At 60.7% G+C, this 20,203-nt stretch carries 10 protein-coding genes; 4 read left to right on the forward strand and 6 right to left on the reverse strand.

Translation table 11 applies throughout. From position 1 onward, the window contains the following. Positions 1-111 precede the first annotated feature (111 nt). Together HNQ64_RS08445 and HNQ64_RS08450 are read left to right on the forward strand one after the other, a co-directional pair. Positions 112-2,328 (forward strand): formylglycine-generating enzyme family protein, encoded by a 2,217-nt coding sequence (locus tag HNQ64_RS08445; RefSeq protein ID WP_184207473.1) that lies wholly within the window; start codon positions 112-114, stop codon positions 2,326-2,328. Between the two features lie 626 nt (positions 2,329-2,954). Beyond that, positions 2,955-6,977, forward strand: a complete 4,023-nt coding sequence (locus HNQ64_RS08450; RefSeq protein WP_184207475.1) for a beta strand repeat-containing protein — start codon at positions 2,955-2,957, stop codon at positions 6,975-6,977. A 156-nt stretch (positions 6,978-7,133) separates the two neighbouring features. Here HNQ64_RS08450 and HNQ64_RS08455 read toward each other — a convergent pair whose 3' ends face one another. The 4 genes from HNQ64_RS08455 to HNQ64_RS08470 all read right to left on the reverse strand — a co-directional run bounded on the left by HNQ64_RS08455 (position 7,134) and on the right by HNQ64_RS08470 (position 14,088). Further along, positions 7,134-8,339: a S1C family serine protease gene (locus HNQ64_RS08455; protein WP_184207477.1), complete on the reverse strand. Its 1,206-nt coding sequence runs from the start codon at positions 8,337-8,339 to the stop codon at positions 7,134-7,136. A gap of 131 nt (positions 8,340-8,470) precedes the next feature. Beyond that, the gene (locus tag HNQ64_RS08460) at positions 8,471-9,064 is read right to left on the reverse strand and encodes a sigma-70 family RNA polymerase sigma factor (RefSeq protein WP_184207479.1); all 594 of its coding nucleotides are present in this window, start codon (positions 9,062-9,064) and stop codon (positions 8,471-8,473) included. Positions 9,065-9,295: 231 nt separating this feature from the next. After that, positions 9,296-11,560 carry a penicillin-binding protein 1C gene (gene pbpC, locus HNQ64_RS08465; protein WP_184207481.1) on the reverse strand — a complete coding sequence of 755 codons (2,265 nt, stop codon included), beginning with the start codon at positions 11,558-11,560 and terminating at the stop codon, positions 9,296-9,298. 323 nt (positions 11,561-11,883) lie between these two features. Beyond that, entirely contained in the window at positions 11,884-14,088 is a 2,205-nt protein-coding gene (locus HNQ64_RS08470; RefSeq protein WP_184207483.1) for a hypothetical protein, read from the reverse strand. A 1,536-nt stretch (positions 14,089-15,624) separates the two neighbouring features. On the opposite strand from HNQ64_RS08470, the gene HNQ64_RS24155 reads away from it, so the two are divergent. Together HNQ64_RS24155 and HNQ64_RS08475 are read left to right on the forward strand one after the other, a co-directional pair. Then, on the forward strand, positions 15,625-15,750 hold the full coding sequence (locus HNQ64_RS24155) for a hypothetical protein (protein ID WP_281382910.1): 126 nt from the start codon (positions 15,625-15,627) through the stop codon (positions 15,748-15,750). Between the two features lie 487 nt (positions 15,751-16,237). After that, complete coding sequence (locus tag HNQ64_RS08475) at positions 16,238-16,795, forward strand: RrF2 family transcriptional regulator (RefSeq protein WP_184207485.1); 558 nt, start codon at positions 16,238-16,240, stop codon at positions 16,793-16,795. Here the strand turns inward: HNQ64_RS08475 and HNQ64_RS08480 are convergent. Continuing rightward, complete coding sequence (locus tag HNQ64_RS08480) at positions 16,773-18,053, reverse strand: DUF1501 domain-containing protein (RefSeq protein ID WP_184207487.1); 1,281 nt, start codon at positions 18,051-18,053, stop codon at positions 16,773-16,775. The two genes, HNQ64_RS08475 and HNQ64_RS08480, sit on opposite strands and share 23 nt — an antisense overlap. A gap of 23 nt (positions 18,054-18,076) precedes the next feature. Further along, on the reverse strand, positions 18,077-20,188 hold the full coding sequence (locus tag HNQ64_RS08485) for a DUF1549 domain-containing protein (protein WP_184207489.1): 2,112 nt from the start codon (positions 20,186-20,188) through the stop codon (positions 18,077-18,079). Positions 20,189-20,203 lie beyond the last annotated feature (15 nt).

Consider the following 20,203-nt stretch of genomic DNA (forward strand, 5'->3'; position numbering starts at 1 on the left):
AAAAGCAACATCGGGCAAAACGCCAAATGAGGTGAAGCCGGAAGGGCCGCAGGAACCTACGAAACTAAAAACATTGCTGGAATCAGACCTGAAAATTCGCTATAGCCGCTTATGCTCTCTCGGCGCATTCTCACTCAAAGCCTGGCTTGTTGGCTGTTCTCCCAAGCTTACACCTCGACTCAAGCCCTCATCGAAGAAACTCCCCGCCTGGAAGCAGGGGTGTATGAAGGCATCGTCTCCCGCAACAGTTTCCTGGATGGAGGCTTAGGTCTGGGCGGTAAGCTGGATCTGCTGGTCACCTCCACCGGTAGCCTGACGGGTAAGCTGTTGTTTGATGGCACCACCCTGCGCTTCAGCGGAGATCAAGAACCTTCGGAAGCCGACCCAACCGCGCTGAGATTCACGCTGGGGAAAGGCAAACGCGGTCCCGTTTTGACACTGGAGATCACCCAGGACTCCTTTTCAGGCGAACCCTATTTCCGGCTGATCACGGGGGATGAGACCTCCGCCACGATCCAGGTGCAGAAACGCGTGACGAACCTGGCGGAAGTGGGAGAGCGGCTGGAAGGTGCCTACACCTGGAGCCTGAATCCCGGCTTTAGAAAGCCTAAGGGAGCCACCGTTCTTGAAGAAGGCGAAGGGAGACTGCCCGTGCCTGAGGGCTACGGATTCATGACCGCGCGGGTGCTGAAGACTGGCCTGCTGCGCTGGAGCGGTAAATTGGCCGATGGAACAGCCGTGACAGGCAGCGGCTACCTCACCGAAAGCTCCTCACGCCGATTCGTCGAGGGTTTTTCGAGCTACGCAGCGGCCTGGCATCAGGTGCTCTACAGGGGCAAGGGCTCCGTGCAGGGCTGGTTTGACCTCTATGATGAGAGATTTGACGAGGGCCGGAGCAAGGGTGACGTCTTCGTGGAAGGCTACCTGGACTGGAAGAAACTGAAGGTTTCCGATGCCTTTTACATCCGCAATTACCGCGATGGCTTCCCCCTGCATGAGCTGGACGTGAGAGGCGGTAAGTATGAGCGCCCAGCGGCAGGCGAGTTAGTCATGGATCTGGCTAACGGCCCGAACAATGCACAGTTGACCGTCGAAGGTGCAGGCATGCCCTCCCCCGTCATCAATCTGCTGACGGTGACGGCCCAGAATAAGGCCATCTTCTCCCTCATGAATGAAGGTTACCCAGTGACGAAGCTGAACTTTCAGCCCACGACGGGGACCTTCAGCGGCACCTTGCTTTTCAAGGACATCAGCCCTCGCCTGCCCACGAACTCCATCGAGCGTTCCGTGCGCTTTCAGGGGGTCCTGCTCTCACGCAGCTCCACGGGTGCAGGTTTCTTCATGCTCGGTCAACTGCCCACAGACGGCCCACCGCCTACCACGATGCGCTATTCCCCCGAGCTTTCGGGCCGCGTGGAGATCCGCGAAGCATTCTTCCCTGAGTCCCAGGGTTTCGTGCACATCCCAGGCGGGGAATTTCAGATGGGCAATGCCTACAATGAAGGCAATACCCATGAACGGCCCGTGCATCCTGTCTATGTGAGCCCCTTCTACATCCAGGCCAAGGAAACCACCAAGTCCCAGTGGGATGTGGTGTATAAGTGGGCCCTGAAGCATGGTTACACCTTCGACAACGCCGGCGTGGGCCGCGCGGCCAACCATCCGGTCGTTTATGTCAACTGGTATGACGCCGTGAAATGGTGCAATGCCCGCAGTGAAATGGAAGGGCTGACCCCCTGCTACCGCGTGAGGAATAACTCGGGCCCAGACACTGTGTACCGCACAGGTCAGGTGAGCGATACACTCAGCTACGTGGTCTGGCTGGCGAATGGCTACCGCCTGCCGACGGAAGCTGAGTGGGAAAAAGCCGCCCGTGGGGGGCCGGAAGGAAGGCGCTTTCCGTTTGGGGATTTCATTGATTTCAGCCTCGCCAATTATTACGCCTTCCCTGGAAATGGGACTTTTGACCTGGCTGAAAAGGAAGGTTTCCACCCGGTGTTTGGCTACAACGTGGCTTACCGGGCGCCGTATCTGGGCACAAGTCCGGTGGGCTCATTTTTTGCCAACGGCTACGGCCTGTATGACGTGATCGGCAATGCCAGCGAGCACTGCTGGGACGTCTTCAAAAGCAACGCCTACAGCGCGCAAGGTCCCTTCAATGACCCTCGCGGCCCAGATTCCAGTTGGGATAAAAACCCACGTGTTCTTCGCGGAGGTAACTTCTCCTCCAATGACCGCGTGTCGAGCCGCGGGCAAGCGGACCAAGACTTCACCTACAATTACATCGGCTTCCGCACGGTGAGATACCTGCAAGGCGAGGATAACTAAAAGAACTTTTAGAAAAGGGGTGGCTTTGATTTTTTTCAAAGCCACCCCTTTTTGTTTGCCCGCGAAGCCGCGCTGGGGGGGCGAGGGGTTTTCCATCTGCAAGTTTCCATAGTGGCCAGCCGAGTGCTCATGAGCTGCACTCCCATGGGTGACGGGGGGATGAAGTCTATCTGGGTGAAATGGACTCCTGGATTTGCGAGGGCGGGGTAGGGCCTCATGATTTTTGGGGAATCGCCTTCGCTAGCTTGGGCGTAAAAGCCTGAGTTTATGCAGTATAAAATTTACTATTTAGGATAAGATCTTAAATTTTATAGTGCATTAACTTTTTCTGAGCCTGCTAGTAATCTTCCATTTATAGCAGAGTAATACTTATCTGGTAAGGAAAATTAACTTGGCGAACTCTGCCTTTTTGAGGGGCTCAGCACCAGTTGTTTTCTGCTCTCCCTTTTGAGTTTTTAAGGCTGGTTCTTCGCAAATCTACCTGCGGCTCATTTCGCATCGAATTATGAAATTTCCCTCTTTCTGCCCTTTCTCACTGCCGGCGTGCTGCCCTTTTGGGCGGCCAAATCTCTGCGCTGCAAACGCTCACTGAATGCCTTGGGCTGAAACTAGAAAACTTTATGAACATGTCCCTGCTTGCTTTTCTTCCCCGTTTGACACGCCAGAAGCTGTCTCCCTGCGGTGTCTCTGCCCCCCAGCTCCAGGCCATTGAACTACGGCGGTGGAGAGCGATGATCCATCTGCCGGTCTTTTTAGCGGTCTTATTACCCCTGAGTCTCCAGGCCTACGTCGTTTCAGGCACCTACACGGGCAATGGAACGAGCCAGACGGTGTCTCTTGGTTTCCAGCCGAGTGTCGTGATCGTTAAAGACGGCACTTCAGGGATCACGACGCCTGCGGCGACGCCGATGCAGATCCGCACATCCACGATGAGTCTAACCAAAGATATGGGGCAAAGCACTGCCAGTTCCACCACCGGGACGGACCGCATCACGGCCTTCACAGCGACGGGATTCACGGTGGGGGCAAGCCTGCACGTGAATAACAACGGGCGTACTTTTCATTACTTGGCCTTGAGCACGACGCCGGGAGAGATTGTGGTGGGCACCTACACTGGCAACGGAGTGGACAACCGCAACATCACTGGACTGGGCTTTCAGCCGGACATGGTGATGACGATGTATGAGGGCACCGCGAATGCCGTCTTTCGCACAGTGGACATGCCTACCGATAAGTGCCTGCCATGGCTGGATGGGCCGGTGCTTAACGGTTTGCAAAGCTTCGTGGCGGATGGTTTCCAGGTGGGAACAGATGCCTCCGTGAATACCAATGGGACGGGTTATCACTACATCGCCTGCAAACATGTGACGGGCAAATTCATCACGGGCACCTACATCGGCAACAACCTGGATCGTAACATCACGGGTCTAGGTTTTCAGCCAGAGGCGGTCTTCATTCGCCTCATGAAAGACGCAGCACCGCAACCGACGGGGGGGGTGAAATTTGGCTCGACTGGCACAGGCAACTCGACGTTGCTGACGACCGCGACCAACAGCACCACGAACGTGATCACGAGTCTGCTGGCCGATGGGTTCGGGCTGAGTGGAGCCTCTAACCGTGTGAATTGGGATACCTACCCCAATTATTATTTCGCTTTTGAAAGGGAGGAGGCGGGCTCTGTCGTGGTCCCCACAGTGGCCTCGCCGACGAGCACGGCGGTGACGAGCAATAGCGCGACTCTCGGGGGCAGCATCACGGCCACGGGTGGGGCAAATGCCACGGCACGCGGGGTGGTGTATGCGCTGACTTCCCAGAATCCGAATCCGGAGATCGGTGGCGCGAATGTCACCGTGCTCACAGAGAGCGGCAGCTTCAGCACCGGGGCCTTCACGCGGAATGCCACCAGCCTGGCCGCGAGCAGTGGCTACAGCTACAAAGCCTACGCCACGAACAGCGCCGGCACCAGCTACAGCAGCGTGGGCACCTTCACCACCACAGCCGCTACGGCCACGATCATCTTCAACGCCTCCACGGGCATCTCCGGCTCGGTGGTGACGGATGGCCAAGGTGGCTCCAACGATGTATCAAACATCGCGCTGCAGTTTTCCGCCAAAGGGGCGGATGGGACGACGGACCTGCCGATGACTTACGAGCCCAATATCTATCCGGGGGCGAATGGCATCGCTGGGGGCTACAACAGCAGCAGCATCCAGTCGGTCTTCAAAATCAAAAGCTCTTCCACGGCCACCAACTTCACGATGAGTTCGATCTTCATCGTGGACTACGGTGGCGTGGCGGGGGATCTGCTGAGAATTGAGGCCTTTGACGATGGGGTGAGCGCGGGCTTCATCACTTATCAAGTCTCCGGTGCTCCGTGGTATGCCACGGTGGATCTGGCTGGACTGGGGGGAACGAAGTTCGTGGACATTGATGAAGTGCGCATCACGGGAAATGGCGGCGTCAATATGTACATCGCGGTGAACAATGTCACGATCTCAGGCGTCACCACTTCGGCCTCCACGACCACGGTTTCTTCTCTGGTACGGGCGAATGCGACGCCGAGCAATCTCAACACGGTGAACTGGACGCTCACCTTTGGCAGTGCCGTGACCGGGGTAACCGCCAGCAATTTCACCCTCGGCGGCACCAGCACCGGGGCTGCGGTGGGAACACCGAGCACGGCCAATGCGGGCCTGAGCTGGACGGTGCCCGTGACCACGGGCACGGATGGCACGCTGCTCCTGCGCTTGGACAATGATGCGGGCATCTCGTCCGATGTCACCACCACGCTGCCTTTTGTGGGTGAAACCTACACCGTGGATAAAACCGCGCCAGATACCAGCATCACAGCAAACCCGGCACTGCTGACGACCAGCACCAGTGCCAGCTTCAGCTTCACGGGCAGCGATGCAGGCAGTGGGGTGGCCAGTTATCAGGTGAAGCTGGATACCGCCAGTTTCGCCACAGGCACGAGCCCGACTGCCTACACCAGCCTGGCAGATGGCAGCCACACCTTCCAGGTGCGGGCGGTGGATGCGGCGGGCAATGTGGATGCCAGCCCGGCGAGCTACACGTGGAATTCCTCCGCCCCCATCACACCGGAGCCCGTGCCCACCACGCTGGGGGATGTCGTCTCGGCAGGCTCTGCACCGGGGGAAGATGGCAGCACGAACATCGGCGACTTTGGCGTCTTGCGCCGGGGTGGCTTCCTGGCGGAAAATGGGCACCTCGCCTTCCCAGGCACGCTGGAGATCGGCACGGGGAGCCCGGCGGTGACTTTGGCCAGTTCCTCAGGTCTGTGGAAGACGGCAGGGGGAAATTTATTTCTGCTCGCCCGCAGTGGCACCACGGTGCCGGATGTGGCAGCCGCTCAGTTTTCCACCTTGCCAGAGGTCCCAGGCATCAGCGCCGGGGGACATGTGAGTTTCCTGGGCACGCTGAACATCGGCACGGGCGGAGTGACCGCAGACAATGACACGGGCCTGTGGAGCGAGCTGGGCGGCACGGGACTGAATCTGCTGCTGCGTGAGGATGATGATGTGCCAGGCCTGGCCGGGGTGAAGGTGGCCAAATTTGCCTCCGGTGCCTACGCCACCGCCACCACGGGAGCCAGCACCGGGCAGGCCGCTTTCTCCGTGACCTACAAAGGCAGCAGCACTAAAACGGCGCTGCTGCGTGCCAGCATCAGCGGCGCGGTGACCACCATCAGCGTCATCGCTACGGAGGGTGAAGACGCCCCCGGAACGGCGGTGGACTTCGCCAACCTGGCGGGCAGCTACTCCGACCCCGGCCGCATGGATAGCACGGGGAACTTTGTCTTTTCCGCCATCACCACTCCCGGCAACAAAGAAGGCCTGTGGTATCAAACTGTGGCAGGAACGACCACGAAGGTGATCTTTTCCGGCGAGACCGCACCGGGCACCTCCGGAGCCACTTTCCTGAAAGTGTATCGCCCATCCATCGGCAGCGGGGGCATCATCGCCTTCCGTGCCTCTTTGAATGCCAATGGGGACAACAGCACCAGCACCCGCAATGACGGCATCTGGCGGGGAGATGCGGCCAACCCGGCTAGCCTGACCTGCATCCTGCGGCGGGGTGATGACAGCAGCGTGGTCTCCAACCTCCCCGTGGGAACCCGCGTGGGCAATCCCTGGGGCGGCTGGCTGACCCCTAGCAACCGTGGGGCCTGGAAAGCCTGGCTGGACACGAATGGCGACTTTACCAGCGCCGCACCGACGGATCGCCACGCCATCTACACTGACCTCTCCGGTGCCATGCAGCTCGCGGTGACCGTGAATGATGCCGCACCTGGCACGGCAGGGGCGACCTTCAGCGGCTTTGACCTCCCGGTGGTGGGTGGGGACAATCAGTACGCTTTCATCGGCAACCTCGCCGGCGGCGATACCGTGCCAGAGAATAACCAAGGCCTGTGGAAAAGTGCCCCGAATGGGGGCGCACTCACCCTAGCCCTGCGAAAAGGCGATGCCGTGGCCACGAGCGAAGGCAGCAAGACAGTCAGCAAGATTGACCTGCCAGGTTCTCTCCAGACGGACCGCCGCTGGGAACAGCCTGTCATGGATAACACCGGGCGCATGGTGGTTTACATCACCTTCACGGATGGCAGCACCAGCCAGATCATCGTGCCGTAAGACCTTGATCCCTAGCCGTCGGCATTTGCCCCCCCGAAGAGGAAATTCTAGGGGGAGGAATGCGACGGCGCGGCGGGTGTGAGTGACGGGCGGATGGCAGCGCGTGCAAGGCTACTCCCCCCATGCCATACGTTTTTCCTGCGGAACTTTTCCGGCTTACTCAGCATCGGGCCGCTGGCCGATGGTGGCGGGGATTTCAGCCGGTTCACCGCCACGGACGATGGTCAGTTTCACCTCCGTCCCGGGGGCGAAGGCGCGGATGAGCTTGAGCAAATCTCCGGGAGTGCGGAAGGTGCGGCCATTGAGGGCGGTGATGACGTCTCCCACCACGAGGCCGGCGCGGGCAGCGGGGGACTGCGGGTCCAGATCCGTGATGTAGGCCCCGAGGGTAACGACCCCGCCCAAGGTGGCCTCCACGCGCACGGGCTCGGCATTCAGTTCCAGGCCCAGGTAGCCCATGCCTGCGACGGCGGCGGGCCCGCCCTTGGCCTGGGTGCGGATGGCTTCCACCACCATTTTGGCATCGTTCGCAGGCACGGCCAGGCCCACGCCCTGCCAGGCGCGCACGTTTTCATCGCCCCGGTAGATGGCCACGTTGATGCCGATGATCTGGCCGAAGATGTTCACCAGCGGGCCGCCGGAGTTGCCCGGGTTGATGACTGTATCGGTCTGTAAGTAGTCCAGTTGGCTGTCGCTGAGGTGGCGATCTCGGGCGCTGATGATGCCCTGGGTCACGGTGCCGCTGAGACCAAAGGGATTTCCCACGGCAAAGACGAGCTGCCCCACGCGGGCTTCGTCGGAATTGGCAAAGGCCAGGGCAGGAAAGTCCTTTTTGCCGCCTTCGATCTTCAAAAGTGCGATGTCGCGCTCGCGATGCGCCCCCAGCACCCGGGCGGGGTACTGCTGGTTATCATTCGTGGTCACGATGACCTCGCTCACATCGGCGATGACGTGGTAGTTCGTCACCACGTGGCCCTCTTTAGAAATGATGGCCCCGGAGCCCAGGCCGGGGATGATCTGCGCGCGGCCACTGACCAGGCCGAAGAATGGGTGCCAGGCTGTCTGCCCCCGGCGCACGGTCTTGGTGGTCACACTGACCACGCTGGGCAGCACGGCGGCGGAGAGTTTGGAAAACTCGTCATTCATCGCGCTCAGCACCTTCACGTCTCCCAGGTCCAGCTTCGGGGCTGTGGGGGCGGTGAAAGCGGCCTCGGAGGAGCCTGCGGCGGCGGCTGCGGGGCGCTCTCCACGCAGGTAATTCAGCAGTCCGTAGCCGTCTTCCCCACGTCTCCAGATGGAAAAGACCAGGGTGGCGACCAGGAAAACAGTGATGGCAAAAACGAGGCGGCGGAGGGTTTCCATGAGGGTTTGTTTAAGATGCGTGGTCCCCGCCGCTTGGCAAGGGGGCACGGGGCGGCAGCAAGCCTAAAAAAGAAACAGGCGCACCTGGGAGGGTGCGCCTGCAAAAGTTCGACAAAATCGTTTGTCGAGGTTTAGGCCATGCGTGGCTTCACCAGCGCCTCCAGGCGATTCACGCCCCGGCGGATGCGGGCCTTGATGGTGCCCAGGGGCTCATTCAGCCGCTCCGCCACTTCGGCCTGGGTGAGACCGCTGAAGTAAGCGAGGTGAATGGCTTCCCGCTGGTCGTCGTTCAGCTTCGCCACAGCGCGCTGCACGATGCCGTCACGCTCTTTTTCCTGGAGGATTTCCAGCCCGGATTCTTCAAATTCGAATTGGAGCTTTTTGTTCTCAGACTCGAAGTCGTCATTCAGGCGGGAGCGGCGCTGCTTCGACCGGATGCGGTCAATGGCGCGGTTGCGGGCCATGGTGGTCAGCCAGGTCAGGGGCTTGCCTTTGCGGGGCTCATAAAGGTGGGCTTTGTTCCAGAGCTGGACCAGGACTTCCTGCATGACGTCTTCGGTGTCATGGTGGTCGTTCAGCACGTTGGAAATGGCCGCGAAGATGAGGCCGGAGTATTTTTTGTAAAAGAGCTGGAAAGCTTCTGAATCACGTTCAGCGATTCGCTGGATCAACTGAATGTCCTCTTGAATCTGACGCTCTAACTCGATGTCGATTGTTTCAGTCATTTTGTTGGGGGGTTCAATGTTGGACGCCTCTTTCACAGTGTTATTCCAGACATGGACAAAAAAGGGTTTGTTCAATCATTTGTCAATAATTTGTCGAATATTTCTGTCTAACTTGTATATATTGTCTAACTTTGAGGCGCTTGGACGTCGAATGTTCAAGGTTAGATCGTCCCACCTGGACTTCTTGGTTCCCTGAGGAAGGTAGAGGCTGAAAAGGAGCCGCTTTCCCCGTCACTCCGCATGCACCCGCACCCAGGTGCTGTGCGTCTCCTGCGTGAGCGGGGCCGTGGCGTGGAAGGTGTGGCTGCCTGGGGTGAGGTCCACATACGGCTGGCCAGCCTGGGTCTGGATGCGCAGGGTCTCACAGGTCCACTGCACCTCACCGGGGAAAGTGGTCTCTAGCAGCAGGCGGCGGCCGCCCAGGGGTAGGTCGGCATCCAGGTGGATGACGGTGCCGGGGATGGGGTGGGAGATGCGCCAGGGGCGGGCGTTTGTCGAACTTTCGACGGTAACGAGGTCCCCCATCCAGTTATCCGCACTGCGCGCCCACGCGGCATATTCCGGGCGCAGCAGGGCGCGGCCCCGGGCATCGTAGTCCGCAGCGCTGGCGGCCGGCGGCTGGTGGGCCTGCTGGAAGAGCTCCTCCCGGCTCACCCGGGCGGGAGGGGACTGGGGCGTGAGGCGCTTGCCCGTACGGGGATCAATGCGGGCGCGCACCAGACCGGGCGTGTCCGGGTACCAGGTCACGCCAAAACGCGCCTGCAAATCCAGGAACACATCCCGCCAGATGGGAGCCGCCCCGGTCACGCCTGAGACCTGCTGCATGGGCGAGTTGTCGAAGTTTCCTGCCCACACGCCCACGGTGTACTCCGGGGTGTAGCCCACGCACCAGTTATCCCGATACGCCGTACTGGTGCCCGTTTTCACCGCTGCGGGAAATGGCAGGCGCAGGGGAGACTGCATGCCAAAGGTGAGCTGGCGCGCCTGATTGTCTGCCAAAACATCCGCCAGGATGGCGCACGGGCCCGCCGTAAACAGCCGCTGCGGCGGGGCGGGGGAGGCCTCCAGCAGCAGGGACCAGGGCTGTGCCAGCCCCAGGCGTGCTAGGCAGGCGTAGGCATTCGCCAACTCCAGCAGGCGCACAGGTGCATTGCCCAGTGTGAGGCCCAGGCCGTAGTGCTCTGCAGGCTCGGTGAGGGTGGTGAGGCCTAACGAATGAAGCGTGTCTAAAAGCACCTCCGCCCCGCCGATGCGGTGCAGCACCTTCACCGCGGAGATGTTCAGGCTATTGCCCAGCGCCTGCCGATACGTGACCGGGCCGTAAAGTTTGTGCGCGTAATTTTCTGGCCGGTAGGTCCCCGTGGGCGTGGGATACTCGATGGGTAAATCCGCCACGATGCTGGCCGCCGTATCCCCCCGCTCCAGCGCCAGGAGGTAGGTGAAGGGCTTGATGGCAGAGCCGGGTGAATGAGGCACCCACGCGCCATTGATCTGCCCGCCCTCTTCCGCCAGGAAATCGCGCGAGCCCGCCAGCGCCAGCACCTGCCCGGTGGAGTTTTCCACCACCACCACCGCCGCCTGGGTGACATGGCGTTCCTTGAGCGACCGCAGCCGCTGCGTGATGATCGTTTCCACCTGCCGCTGCAGGGCCGCATGCAGCGTGGTGCGTGTCACCTCCCCCTGCGGCGCACGGCGCAGCATGTCCACCGCATGGGGCGCGGCAAAGCCGCCGTGAAAACGCTGCAGCTTCAGCGGCTCCACCCGGGCCACGCGGAGCTGCTCCTCCGTCAGCCAGCCCAGGGTGTGCATCTTCGCCAGGATGCGCTGCTGCCGGGGCTGGAGGGCGGCGAGGTGGCGAAAGGGATTGTATCGCGTGGGCGACTGAGGGATGGCGGCCAGCAGGGCGCACTCGGCCGGGGTGAGATCTTGCAAAGGTTTGTCAAAGTACCCCTGCGCCGCGCTGGCGCAGCCCGTCAGCAGATTGCCATAACTGATGCGGTTCACATACGCCGCCAGCACCTCCTCCTTGGTCCAGCGCATGGCCAGGTGGCGGGCCTGCAGCGCCTCCACCGCCTTCACCCACCAGCCACGCTGGCCTGCACGCGCGGCGGTGACCTTGATGAGCTGCTGGTGCAAGGTGGAGGCCCCGGAGACGATGCGCCCACGGCGTGCATTGTCCCACGCCGCTCTTGCCGTGGCCAGCAGGTCCACCCCACCATGGTCAAAGAAACGTTTGTCCTCCGCCGCCAGCGTGGCCTGGATGAGGAGCGGGGGGATTTCCTCATAACGCAGCACCTGCACCACCCGGTCGCCCTGGGCCGTCAGCAGCACCCGCAGGGGCTGCCCCTCCCGCGAAAGGTAACGTGGCGAAGCCTGCTGCGGGGCCCGCAGCGCCTCAGGCAGCGGCAGCAGCCACGGCAGCCCAAACCACCCCGCTAAAACCAAAGCAAGAGCAGCGAGCAGCGAAAACAGCAGACGTTTGAGCCAGCGTGGCATGGGTGAAAAAGTGGGAAAGGCAGCATGCCTTTTCTCCCGCAAAGAACATGCTTCCCCGCGAATCACAAGGCTGCACGTGGGGGGGAGGGGGAGGCGTTTGGGGAAGCTCTTCATGAAAGGGCGAACGAGGGTTGATTTAAAAGCGAACGACGGCGGTTTGGTCTTCCGTGAACGGAGTCGAAAAGATATCTCCCCTCGCCCCGCTTGCGGGGAGCAGGGCCAGGGGTGAGGGGGCGGTGGAATGGTCTCGGGGGTGGAGTACAGAGGAGTCGTTTGAGAGAAAAGGGCACCCTTCTGCGAACAACATCCCGTGTGCTGCGACCTCAGTGCGGCTGGAAGGGCTGGCCGTTGAGAGTCAGGCGTTTTTCGGTCTGGATTTCTGCCTCGGGGTGCAGAGGCTCATCTGTCACCACCCACTCACGGGCGGGCTCGCCCGGCAGCAGGATCTTCCGCAGGCCTGTCATTTGCAGCCCTTGCAGGGGGATGCGCGAGCCCAGGTGGGCATGCAGGGTTTCTCCCCACAAACCGTGATCGCGTGTGAACAAACGATACGTTAGGCCGCCGTGAAGATTTTGCGTGAGACTGGCGATTCGGTCCCCCTCCTCATGCACTTCGTGGAAGGCGGGGCCGTGGAGTGCTTCGTAGCCGCTGCTGAGATCGCGCACCAGTTCCCTCTTCCCACCCCGAGGCTGCCACATGAGCAGGCTGAAGCCGGTGTGCAGATTTTCCAAGTGATGCAGTTCCCCATCGTCATCGTGATAAAGGACTTTTTGCACTTGCTGGTTAGGCCCAGCGCTGCTTTTCGGCGGTGCCGCAGCGGCCCGGCGCGCATGCTCGTCGGCCAAGATCTTTTCCAGAGGCTCATCCCAGATGGCGGCTCCTATTTCAGTCCCTTGAGGATGATAAGGCTGGCCGTTGCAGAGGATGAGCCGCGCCTTACTTTCTGGGAACAGGGGAGTCAGCGGAATGTCCGTCACGACGAAGTCCAGGCGTTTTCCTGGGTAGTCATAGGCCAGGATTTTCCGGATGGAGATCCACTTTAGAACTTTAAAAGCGTTAATGCTTCCCATGGGAGAGCGAATGACTTCCTCCCAGTGACCGTTTTTGCGGGTGAATAGGTGGTAGGTCAGGCTGCCTTCAGGACTGCCGGTGTAGCCTGCGAACTCATCCCCCTGACGGTAAAAGGCATCGGGCGAGGCCCCAAGCTCCGCGCTGAAATCATGCACCAGCTCCGAGGGCCCTTCTTTGGGGTACCACACGATGGCACTGAACTGGGTGCCGCCATTGTAGAGCGTCCTCAGTTCTCCCGTGTCATCTTGATAGATGACGCGACTCTCTTGTTTGTTAGGCTGGGGGTGCCGCGGCGGCGGGGCGGTCGCGGCCTTGCGCGCAGCGTGATCGGCCAAGATCTTTTCCAAAGGTTGATCCCAGATGGCCCTGCCGTTTCCGAGACCTTTCGGTTTAAAGGGCTGGCCATTGAGGAGGGCCAGTTTCTCCAGCAGGTGATCTGAATCTGGATCCAGCGGCAGATCCGTGATGACGAGCTCCCAAGGGTTTCCCTGACTGTCCTCCACCGCCAGCGTCCGGGTGCCCGTCATTTTCATGTCCCAGAGGCCCCCGCTTCCACCCAGGGGAGAGGTGGCGGTTTCCTTCCAGCCGGTGGCGGTGCGGGTGAATAAACGGTAGGTGATGCTGCCGATGGCATCGCCCGTCCAACCGCCGATCTCATCCCCCTCGCGATAAAAGCCGCCGGGAGCTGTTCCGGAATCAGGGCTAAAGTCGCGCACGATTTCCCGCTTCCCTTGTTTTGGCTGCCAGACGTAGAGGTTATAGCCTGTTCCCAGGTTAAACTGGTGGTGGAGCTCTCCGTCCGCATTTTGGTACAGCAGGCGGTCTTGTTGTTTGTTAGGCCCGAGGGGTGGCTTCGGTGGGACTGCGGCCTTTAATCGGGCTTCGTGGTCCGCGAGGATCTTTTCCAGGGACTGGTCCCCTAGTGGGCCTCCTCCGACTTGCCATTGGTAGGGTTGGCCATTCATCAAGAGCAGCCGAGAAAGCCCTTCGAACTGGCCTGGGTTCAAGGGGATGTCCGTGACCATGAATAGCTGTTTTTGGCCATCTCGGCCTTTCGTCTGGAGCTTCCGCAGAGCTTTGATTTTCACCGCACGCGAGTAGGAGAAGCCTGGCAAGTAGGTGCGAATGACCTCCTTCCATCCCTCTGCATCTCGGGTGAAGAGGTGATACGTGATTCCTCCCGGTGGGTCGCCCGTGAGAGCGGCGAACTGATCCCCCTCGCGATAAAATTCGCCCGGAGCACCCCCATATTCCTGGCTGAAGTCGTGGACGATTTCACGCTCCCCCTGTTTCGGCTGCCAGACGTAGAGATTCTGGCGCGGTTCCTTTTGGTAGATTTGGATCAACTCCCCGCCCTCATCTTGGTAACGGATGTGTTCCTCCGCCCTGGCATTGAGGCTGAAAAGCATCCCGGCGAGGAGGGCCCAAAGGGATGCAGGGAGGGCAGCACGTTTCATCGGGATTTGATGGAATTTTGACCATGCTGCCAGAGGGCCGTGCCCCTGCCAATCTTGTTTTGAAGGCCGGGAAAATGAAGCGAGTTAAATCCTCGCGCTCCGTCGTCGGGCCTGCTGTGTCGGAGGTGTGGAGGGGCGAACGTCTCGGTTCGAGGGCGTTTCTCGCGCCCCTCCAGGGCGCACCCCTTGCGACACCTTTGGTTATTCCGCCCATCCGGGGGTTCCCGCTCGCCAAGCCTCGCTCCACCCCCGGCTATTCTTCTTTCGCCCCTCCGGGGTGGAGGAACAGCCATGTCGGCAAGTGCAGTATTCATCACTCTCCGAGTGATGTGTTCGCCCCAGCCAAGCCACGTTCGCCATGAAGCGTGCGCCTCTTGCGTGCGCAAGTGATCTTGGAGGACGCGGCTAGGACTCCGGGCGCGCTGGGAAGGTTAGGCGAATAGGATATTCGCGCTCCGTCGGCGGGCCTTCGGTGTCGGAGGTGTAGAGGGGCGGACGTCTCGGTCCGAGGGCGTTTCTCGCGCCCCTCCAGGGCGCATCTTTTGCGACACCTTTGGTTATTTCGTGCATCCGGGGGTTCCCGCTCGCCAAGCCTCGCTCCACCCCCGGCTATTCTTCTTTCGCCCCTCCGGGGCGGAGGAGCAGCCATGTCGGCAAGTACAGTATTCATCACTCTCCGAGTGATGCGTCCGCCCCAGCCAAGCCACGTTCGCCATGAAGCGTGCGCCTCTTGCGTGCGCAAGTGATCTTGGAGGACGCGGCTAGGACTCCGGGCGCGCTGGGAAGGTTAGGCGAATAGGATATTCGCGCTCCGTCGGCGGGCCTTCGGTGTCGGAGGTGTAGAGGGGCGGACGTCTCGGTCCGAGGGCGTTTCTCGCGCCCCTCCAGGGCGCACCTCTTGCGACACCTTTGGTTATTTCGTGCATCCGGGGGTTCCCGCTCGCCAAGCCTCGCTCCACCCCCGGCTATTCTTCTTTCGCCCCTCTGGGGCGAGGAGGCTTCGTTCTCAGTACAGTATTCATCACTCTCCGAGTGATGCGTCCGCCCCATAGCGCATCGTTCGCCTGTCCCGCGATTGCTGGATCTCGCGTGCCGTGTTCTGCTTCCTCGCGTCCCGCGCCTGCGGGATCACACCCCCGTCCGCTGAGGCCAGGATGGCCTCACTCCTTGAGCCCAACCCCGTCCGCCCCCTCGCCTCACCACGCGGCGCATGGGGACCCTGCGCCCGACCTTTCCCCCTTTTGCCCCCCGCCCCGGAGGGGCGAAACAACAATAGCCGGGGGTGAAGGTGCGCAGCACCGAGAACCCCCGGACCTGCGCCTAACCAAAAACGCGTCCACACACCCGCAGCGCCCTGGAGGGGCGCGAGAAAGGCCGATTGCACCCTTTCGAGGTGGGTGGAATCGGCGACACGGCTGGCATCCTTCCAGGATGCGACCCTGAGAGAGGGGGCTTTTTGGGCTACCAGGGGTGATGCCTCCGGCATCGGTGGAGGCGTACCATCCAGTTTGGGGCGAACGCATCACTCGGAGAGTGATGAATACTGTACTGCCGCTGACGACCTCACATACCCCCCGTGGCTCCACCCTGCTGCGCATGGGCACCCTGCGCCCGACCTTTCCCCCCTTTGCCCCGCGCCCCGGAGGGGCGAAAGAAGAATAGCCGGGGGTACAGCGAGGCACGAGCGAAACCCCCGGTCCCTGCCTAACCAATAACGCGTCCTCTCGCTGCGCCCTGGAGGGGCGCGAGAAACGCTCGTCCGCCCATTTGACCCCCCAAAACCCCCGACGCCACTCTTCTTCCTGTCCAAGAGCCCCCCACCTTCACCGCTACACACTCGGGAAAGGCAGGCGACCTTTCTCCTTTCTCTTTGCCCGCCTGGCATCTCCACGCTTTTGAGGCTTCTCAACAGCAGGTCAGCGCCTCTCTTAGGCCTTCCGATAGGCTCTTCCAAAATCGTGCAAATGGCCGAATGCGAACCGCAATACTCGCGCATTCGGGGCCAAGAGAGGGTCAACCTTTGCTTCTAAAAGTGATGGTGATTACGATAAGTGGATTCATCATGAGGGCTAGACCTCAGGCCACGGGTCCTTACAAACTCCTTACTTGAGAGCTTCTTAGTCGGGGGCGTTAAAAGCGTAATTGAATTATGCGTTTAAGCCTCTTTTCAGACTATTCCCTCAGAGTATTGCTGTTCGGTGCCGTGAAGGGAGGGGCATTTCCCCTGCATGAAGTGGCGGATGCGTATAATATTTCTCGGCATCACTTGGTGAAGGTGGTCAATAATCTCACCAAGCAAGGTTACCTCGCCACCCGCCGGGGGCGTGGCGGCGGCATCATCCTGGCCATGAATCCGGAGGACATCATGATCGGCCGACTGGTGCGGAAAACGGAAACCTCAGCGCCTTTGGTCGAGTGTTTTGATTCCATCTCCAATACCTGCCCCATTCATTCCTGCTGCGGTCTCAAAGGGGCGCTGGCTCAGGCCGTGGGGGCGTTTTACAGCACGCTCGACAGGTACACGCTGAAAGACATCCTGGATCGTCAGAACGTCCAGGCCATGAAAGACATCCTGCTGGCTCCCAAGCCCGCACGCACGCCGTCGGTGGCTGAGGAAGACCTGCCGGATGACCTATTGACTGACGATCTCACTAGCGACCTCCTGGTCGATGAAGAGGCGGAGCTTACGCCAGCACTTCCTGGATGATCGTCCCCTTATCCCCCACGGTGAAGGGGCGATTGCTGGGTGACATGACGATCTGGTTCACGTCCAGCCCCAGGGCATGGCCCACCGTGCTGTGGAAGTCCTGAATGGTGACTTGTTTATCCGCCGGGGCATTGCCCTCCGCATCACTGGCCCCATAGATGGTCCCGCCTTTCGCCGGGCCGCCTGCCAGCAGGGTGCTGAAGACCTTCGGGTGATGGTCGCGGCCATTGCGGCTGTTGATCTTCGGGGTGCGGCCAAACTCGGAGCACAGCACCACCATCGTCGTTTCCAGTAGGCCGCGCGACTGGAGATCACTGAGCAGGGCGGAAAGGCCCTTGTCCAGCAGGCTGCCATTGTCCTCCATGCCATCGGCGATGTCGTTGTGCATGTCCCAGCCGCCTTGGGCCACTTCCACAAAGCGCACCCCGCGCTCCACGAGGCGGCGGGCCAGCATGCAGCCTTGGCCAAATTTGTTCATGCCATAGATCTCCCGCGCGGCGCTGTCTTCCTCGGTGAGGCGGAAGGCATTCAGATCCTCCGTGCTCAGCAGCTTCAAAGTATCGTCATAAAAGTCCGTGTAGGCTTTCAGGTTCGTGTCATGAAACTTCGCCCGAAAGCCTGCATCCACCTCGTTTAGCAGGGCCAGACGTTTGTTGATGATCTCTTTCGGCGCACCGAATTCCGCATACTGCAGCCCTGCTTCGGGATCATGGATCGGCAGGGGACTGAAAGCGGCAGAGAAAAAGCCATTGCCACTTTCCGGCGCACGGCCCACACACACCGTCGAGGGCAAAGACGCGCTGCTTTTGCCTAACAACTCCTGCGCCCACGCGCCCAGCACGGGATGCTTGATCGTACCCCGCTGTTCATACCCTGTGCGCATCAGGTATTGGCCCGAGGCATGCACCCCTGTTTTGGAAGTCATGCTGCGGATGATGGCCAGCTTTTCCGAATGGTCCTTCGCCAGGGTGGGCAGGTAACCGCCCAGTTGGTACCCCGCCTTGGTGGCGATGGGGTCGCTCGGTCCCTTGGTGGCGCCGGTCTTCGGGTCCAGCGTGTCAATGTGGGACATCCCGCCGATCATTTGCAGCCAGATCACCCGCTTCGCTTTGCCAAAACCGGGCAACGATTTCGGATCGGCTGCGGCCTGGCCTTTGAGCACGTGGGGCAGTAGCGTCACCCCCAGCGTGGCCTTCGCCACACGTTCGGCGAACTGGCGGCGGGACAGAGAATCAAGCGAACGAAGAGAAGCGTTCATGGCGAAATAAAGAGGGCAGGGGATTACTGGACGAACACGAACTCACGGGCATTAAAAAGCACCCAGCAAAGATCCGCCGAGCTCAGCCCGGCATCGAAGGCCTGGGTGGCGGCGGTCATTTCTGCGGGGGTCGGCTTGCGGGAAAAGAAGCTGTAATACAAAGACTCCACCTTCTTCGCCGTTTCAGCCTCACCCATCGCGGTGGCTAGCACCAGAGACTGCGGATTTTGCAGCACACTTTGGGCTTCCCCATTCATCAGCATCAGCACTTGGGGGATGCTGCCCTCTACCGTATTGCTATCAGAAATCTGGCGGTCACTCTGGCCAAACATGCGAAGGAAATGGCCATCCTTTTCTGGCTGTCGCAGCTCAGAGGCACGGGCCAGGGCGAGGCCCTCCAGCATCGTCGGGCGGGTAAATCCATCTTCCTCTTCATTGTTAGGCTGCATCATTTGCGCACGCCGGTTTTTCTTCTTGGCCGCGCCTTTGCCGCCACCGCCCAGGGCCCCATCCGCCATGCGGCGCATGCTCTGCACCTCCGCCAGTTTTTCCACGATCTGGCTCGGGGTGATCTCAGAGACATTCAGCGCCATCACCTGTTTGTAGGGTTCCGCCCGCTTCAGTTTAAAGTGGTCCACTTTGTCGCCGATGGCCAGCGTCACGCAGGAGTCCCAGGCCTGCTCCGCCGTCATGCGGCGCAGGATGGGGCCTGGGAAGTAATAGGGTTCCCCCAGGGCCAGCTCACGCGTCACCGCCTCCCGCTGGTAGGTCTGGGTATTGCACAGCAGGCGCATGAAAGCGCGGAGGTCGAACTTCAGCCGCACCATCTCGCGGCCCAGATGCTGCAGCAGCAGGGGATTGCTGGAGGCGTTCGGGTCATCCAGATCCGTCACCGGCTCCTTCAGCCCCACGCCGAACACCTGCTTCCACAGGCGATTCGCGATGGTCATGGCAAAGCGTGGATTGTCCGGGCTCGTCATCCAGGTGGCGAAGACTTCGCGCAGTTGGCTGGCATCCTCCGTTTTCTTCATCGCCATTTCGGCATCCTGGTAGCAGCGCAGCCGGCGGTCATCCGCGCTCCACATCACCAGCTTCGGCTTTACCGCCTCACCCGGTTTCCCGTCCTTGTACTTGTAGTCATCCGGCAGTGTCAGATCGTTTTCTTTGCCATCCTGGATGGCCAGAGAGTTCACATCAAAAAGCCGCCGCGCCTGCTGGTACTGCTGCTGGGTCAGTTCATCGCGCAGGCCGCGCATCATGCCGCGTGGCAGATTTCGGTTGTAGGTATCTGAGGCACCAAAAAAGGCCGCCATCTCATAAAACTGGCGTTGGGTCCAGTCGGCAAAGGGGTGGTCATGGCACTGGGCGCAGGAGACATTGGCCCCGAGAAAGGTGGAGAGCGTCAGGCTCAGATTATCCAGCCGCATGCCACGGTCGCGCAGCAGGTAGCCCGCCGCGCCATTGTCCAGCAGCTTGCCATCGGCCACCAGCATGTCTTTGACGATCTCATTCCAGGGCCGGTTCGCGGTGATCTGCGCCTTTAGCCATTCCTGATAGGTAAAAAACTTCGCCTTCTGCGCATCATCCGCCACGCGCAGCATGTCGGAAAAGTAATTGAAGAGGTGGGAGGAAAAACCATCGTCATTCACCAGCGTGTCAATCACCGTGGCGCGCTTCGCCGCGCTCGGATCTGCCAGGAAGGCCATCGTCTCCGCCCGGGTGGGGATGCGCCCCGCCAGGTCCAGGTACACACGGCGGATGAACTGCTCATCACTGGCCAGCGCGTTCGGTTTCTGGCCCGCCTTCTCCAGCCCCAGCAGCACGCCCTTATCAATGATGGCCGCCGCCTGCGCGAGGCCCGTATTTTTCTGGATGCCCACGCCTTCTGGTTTCAGAGTCGCTGCGGCTTTTTGGTCTTCCGGCGTCAGATTGGCCACCGGAAAGTCAAACATGCGTCCGTCTCGCGTCTGCAGGTACACCTTGCCATTTTCGATCCCGCGAAAGGTCGCCTCCACACTCCGGCCCTGACTGTCCCGCCACAGGCGGAAGTTCGTATTGCCATCCGGTGCGGTGGTTTGGGCTTGGATGCCGAGGGTCGGCAGCAAGGCGCAGAGAGCGAGGTAGCGTGCTTTCATGGGTGCCTCCAGGTG

The organism is Prosthecobacter dejongeii, assembly GCF_014203045.1.
Lineage (GTDB): Bacteria > Verrucomicrobiota > Verrucomicrobiia > Verrucomicrobiales > Verrucomicrobiaceae > Prosthecobacter > Prosthecobacter dejongeii.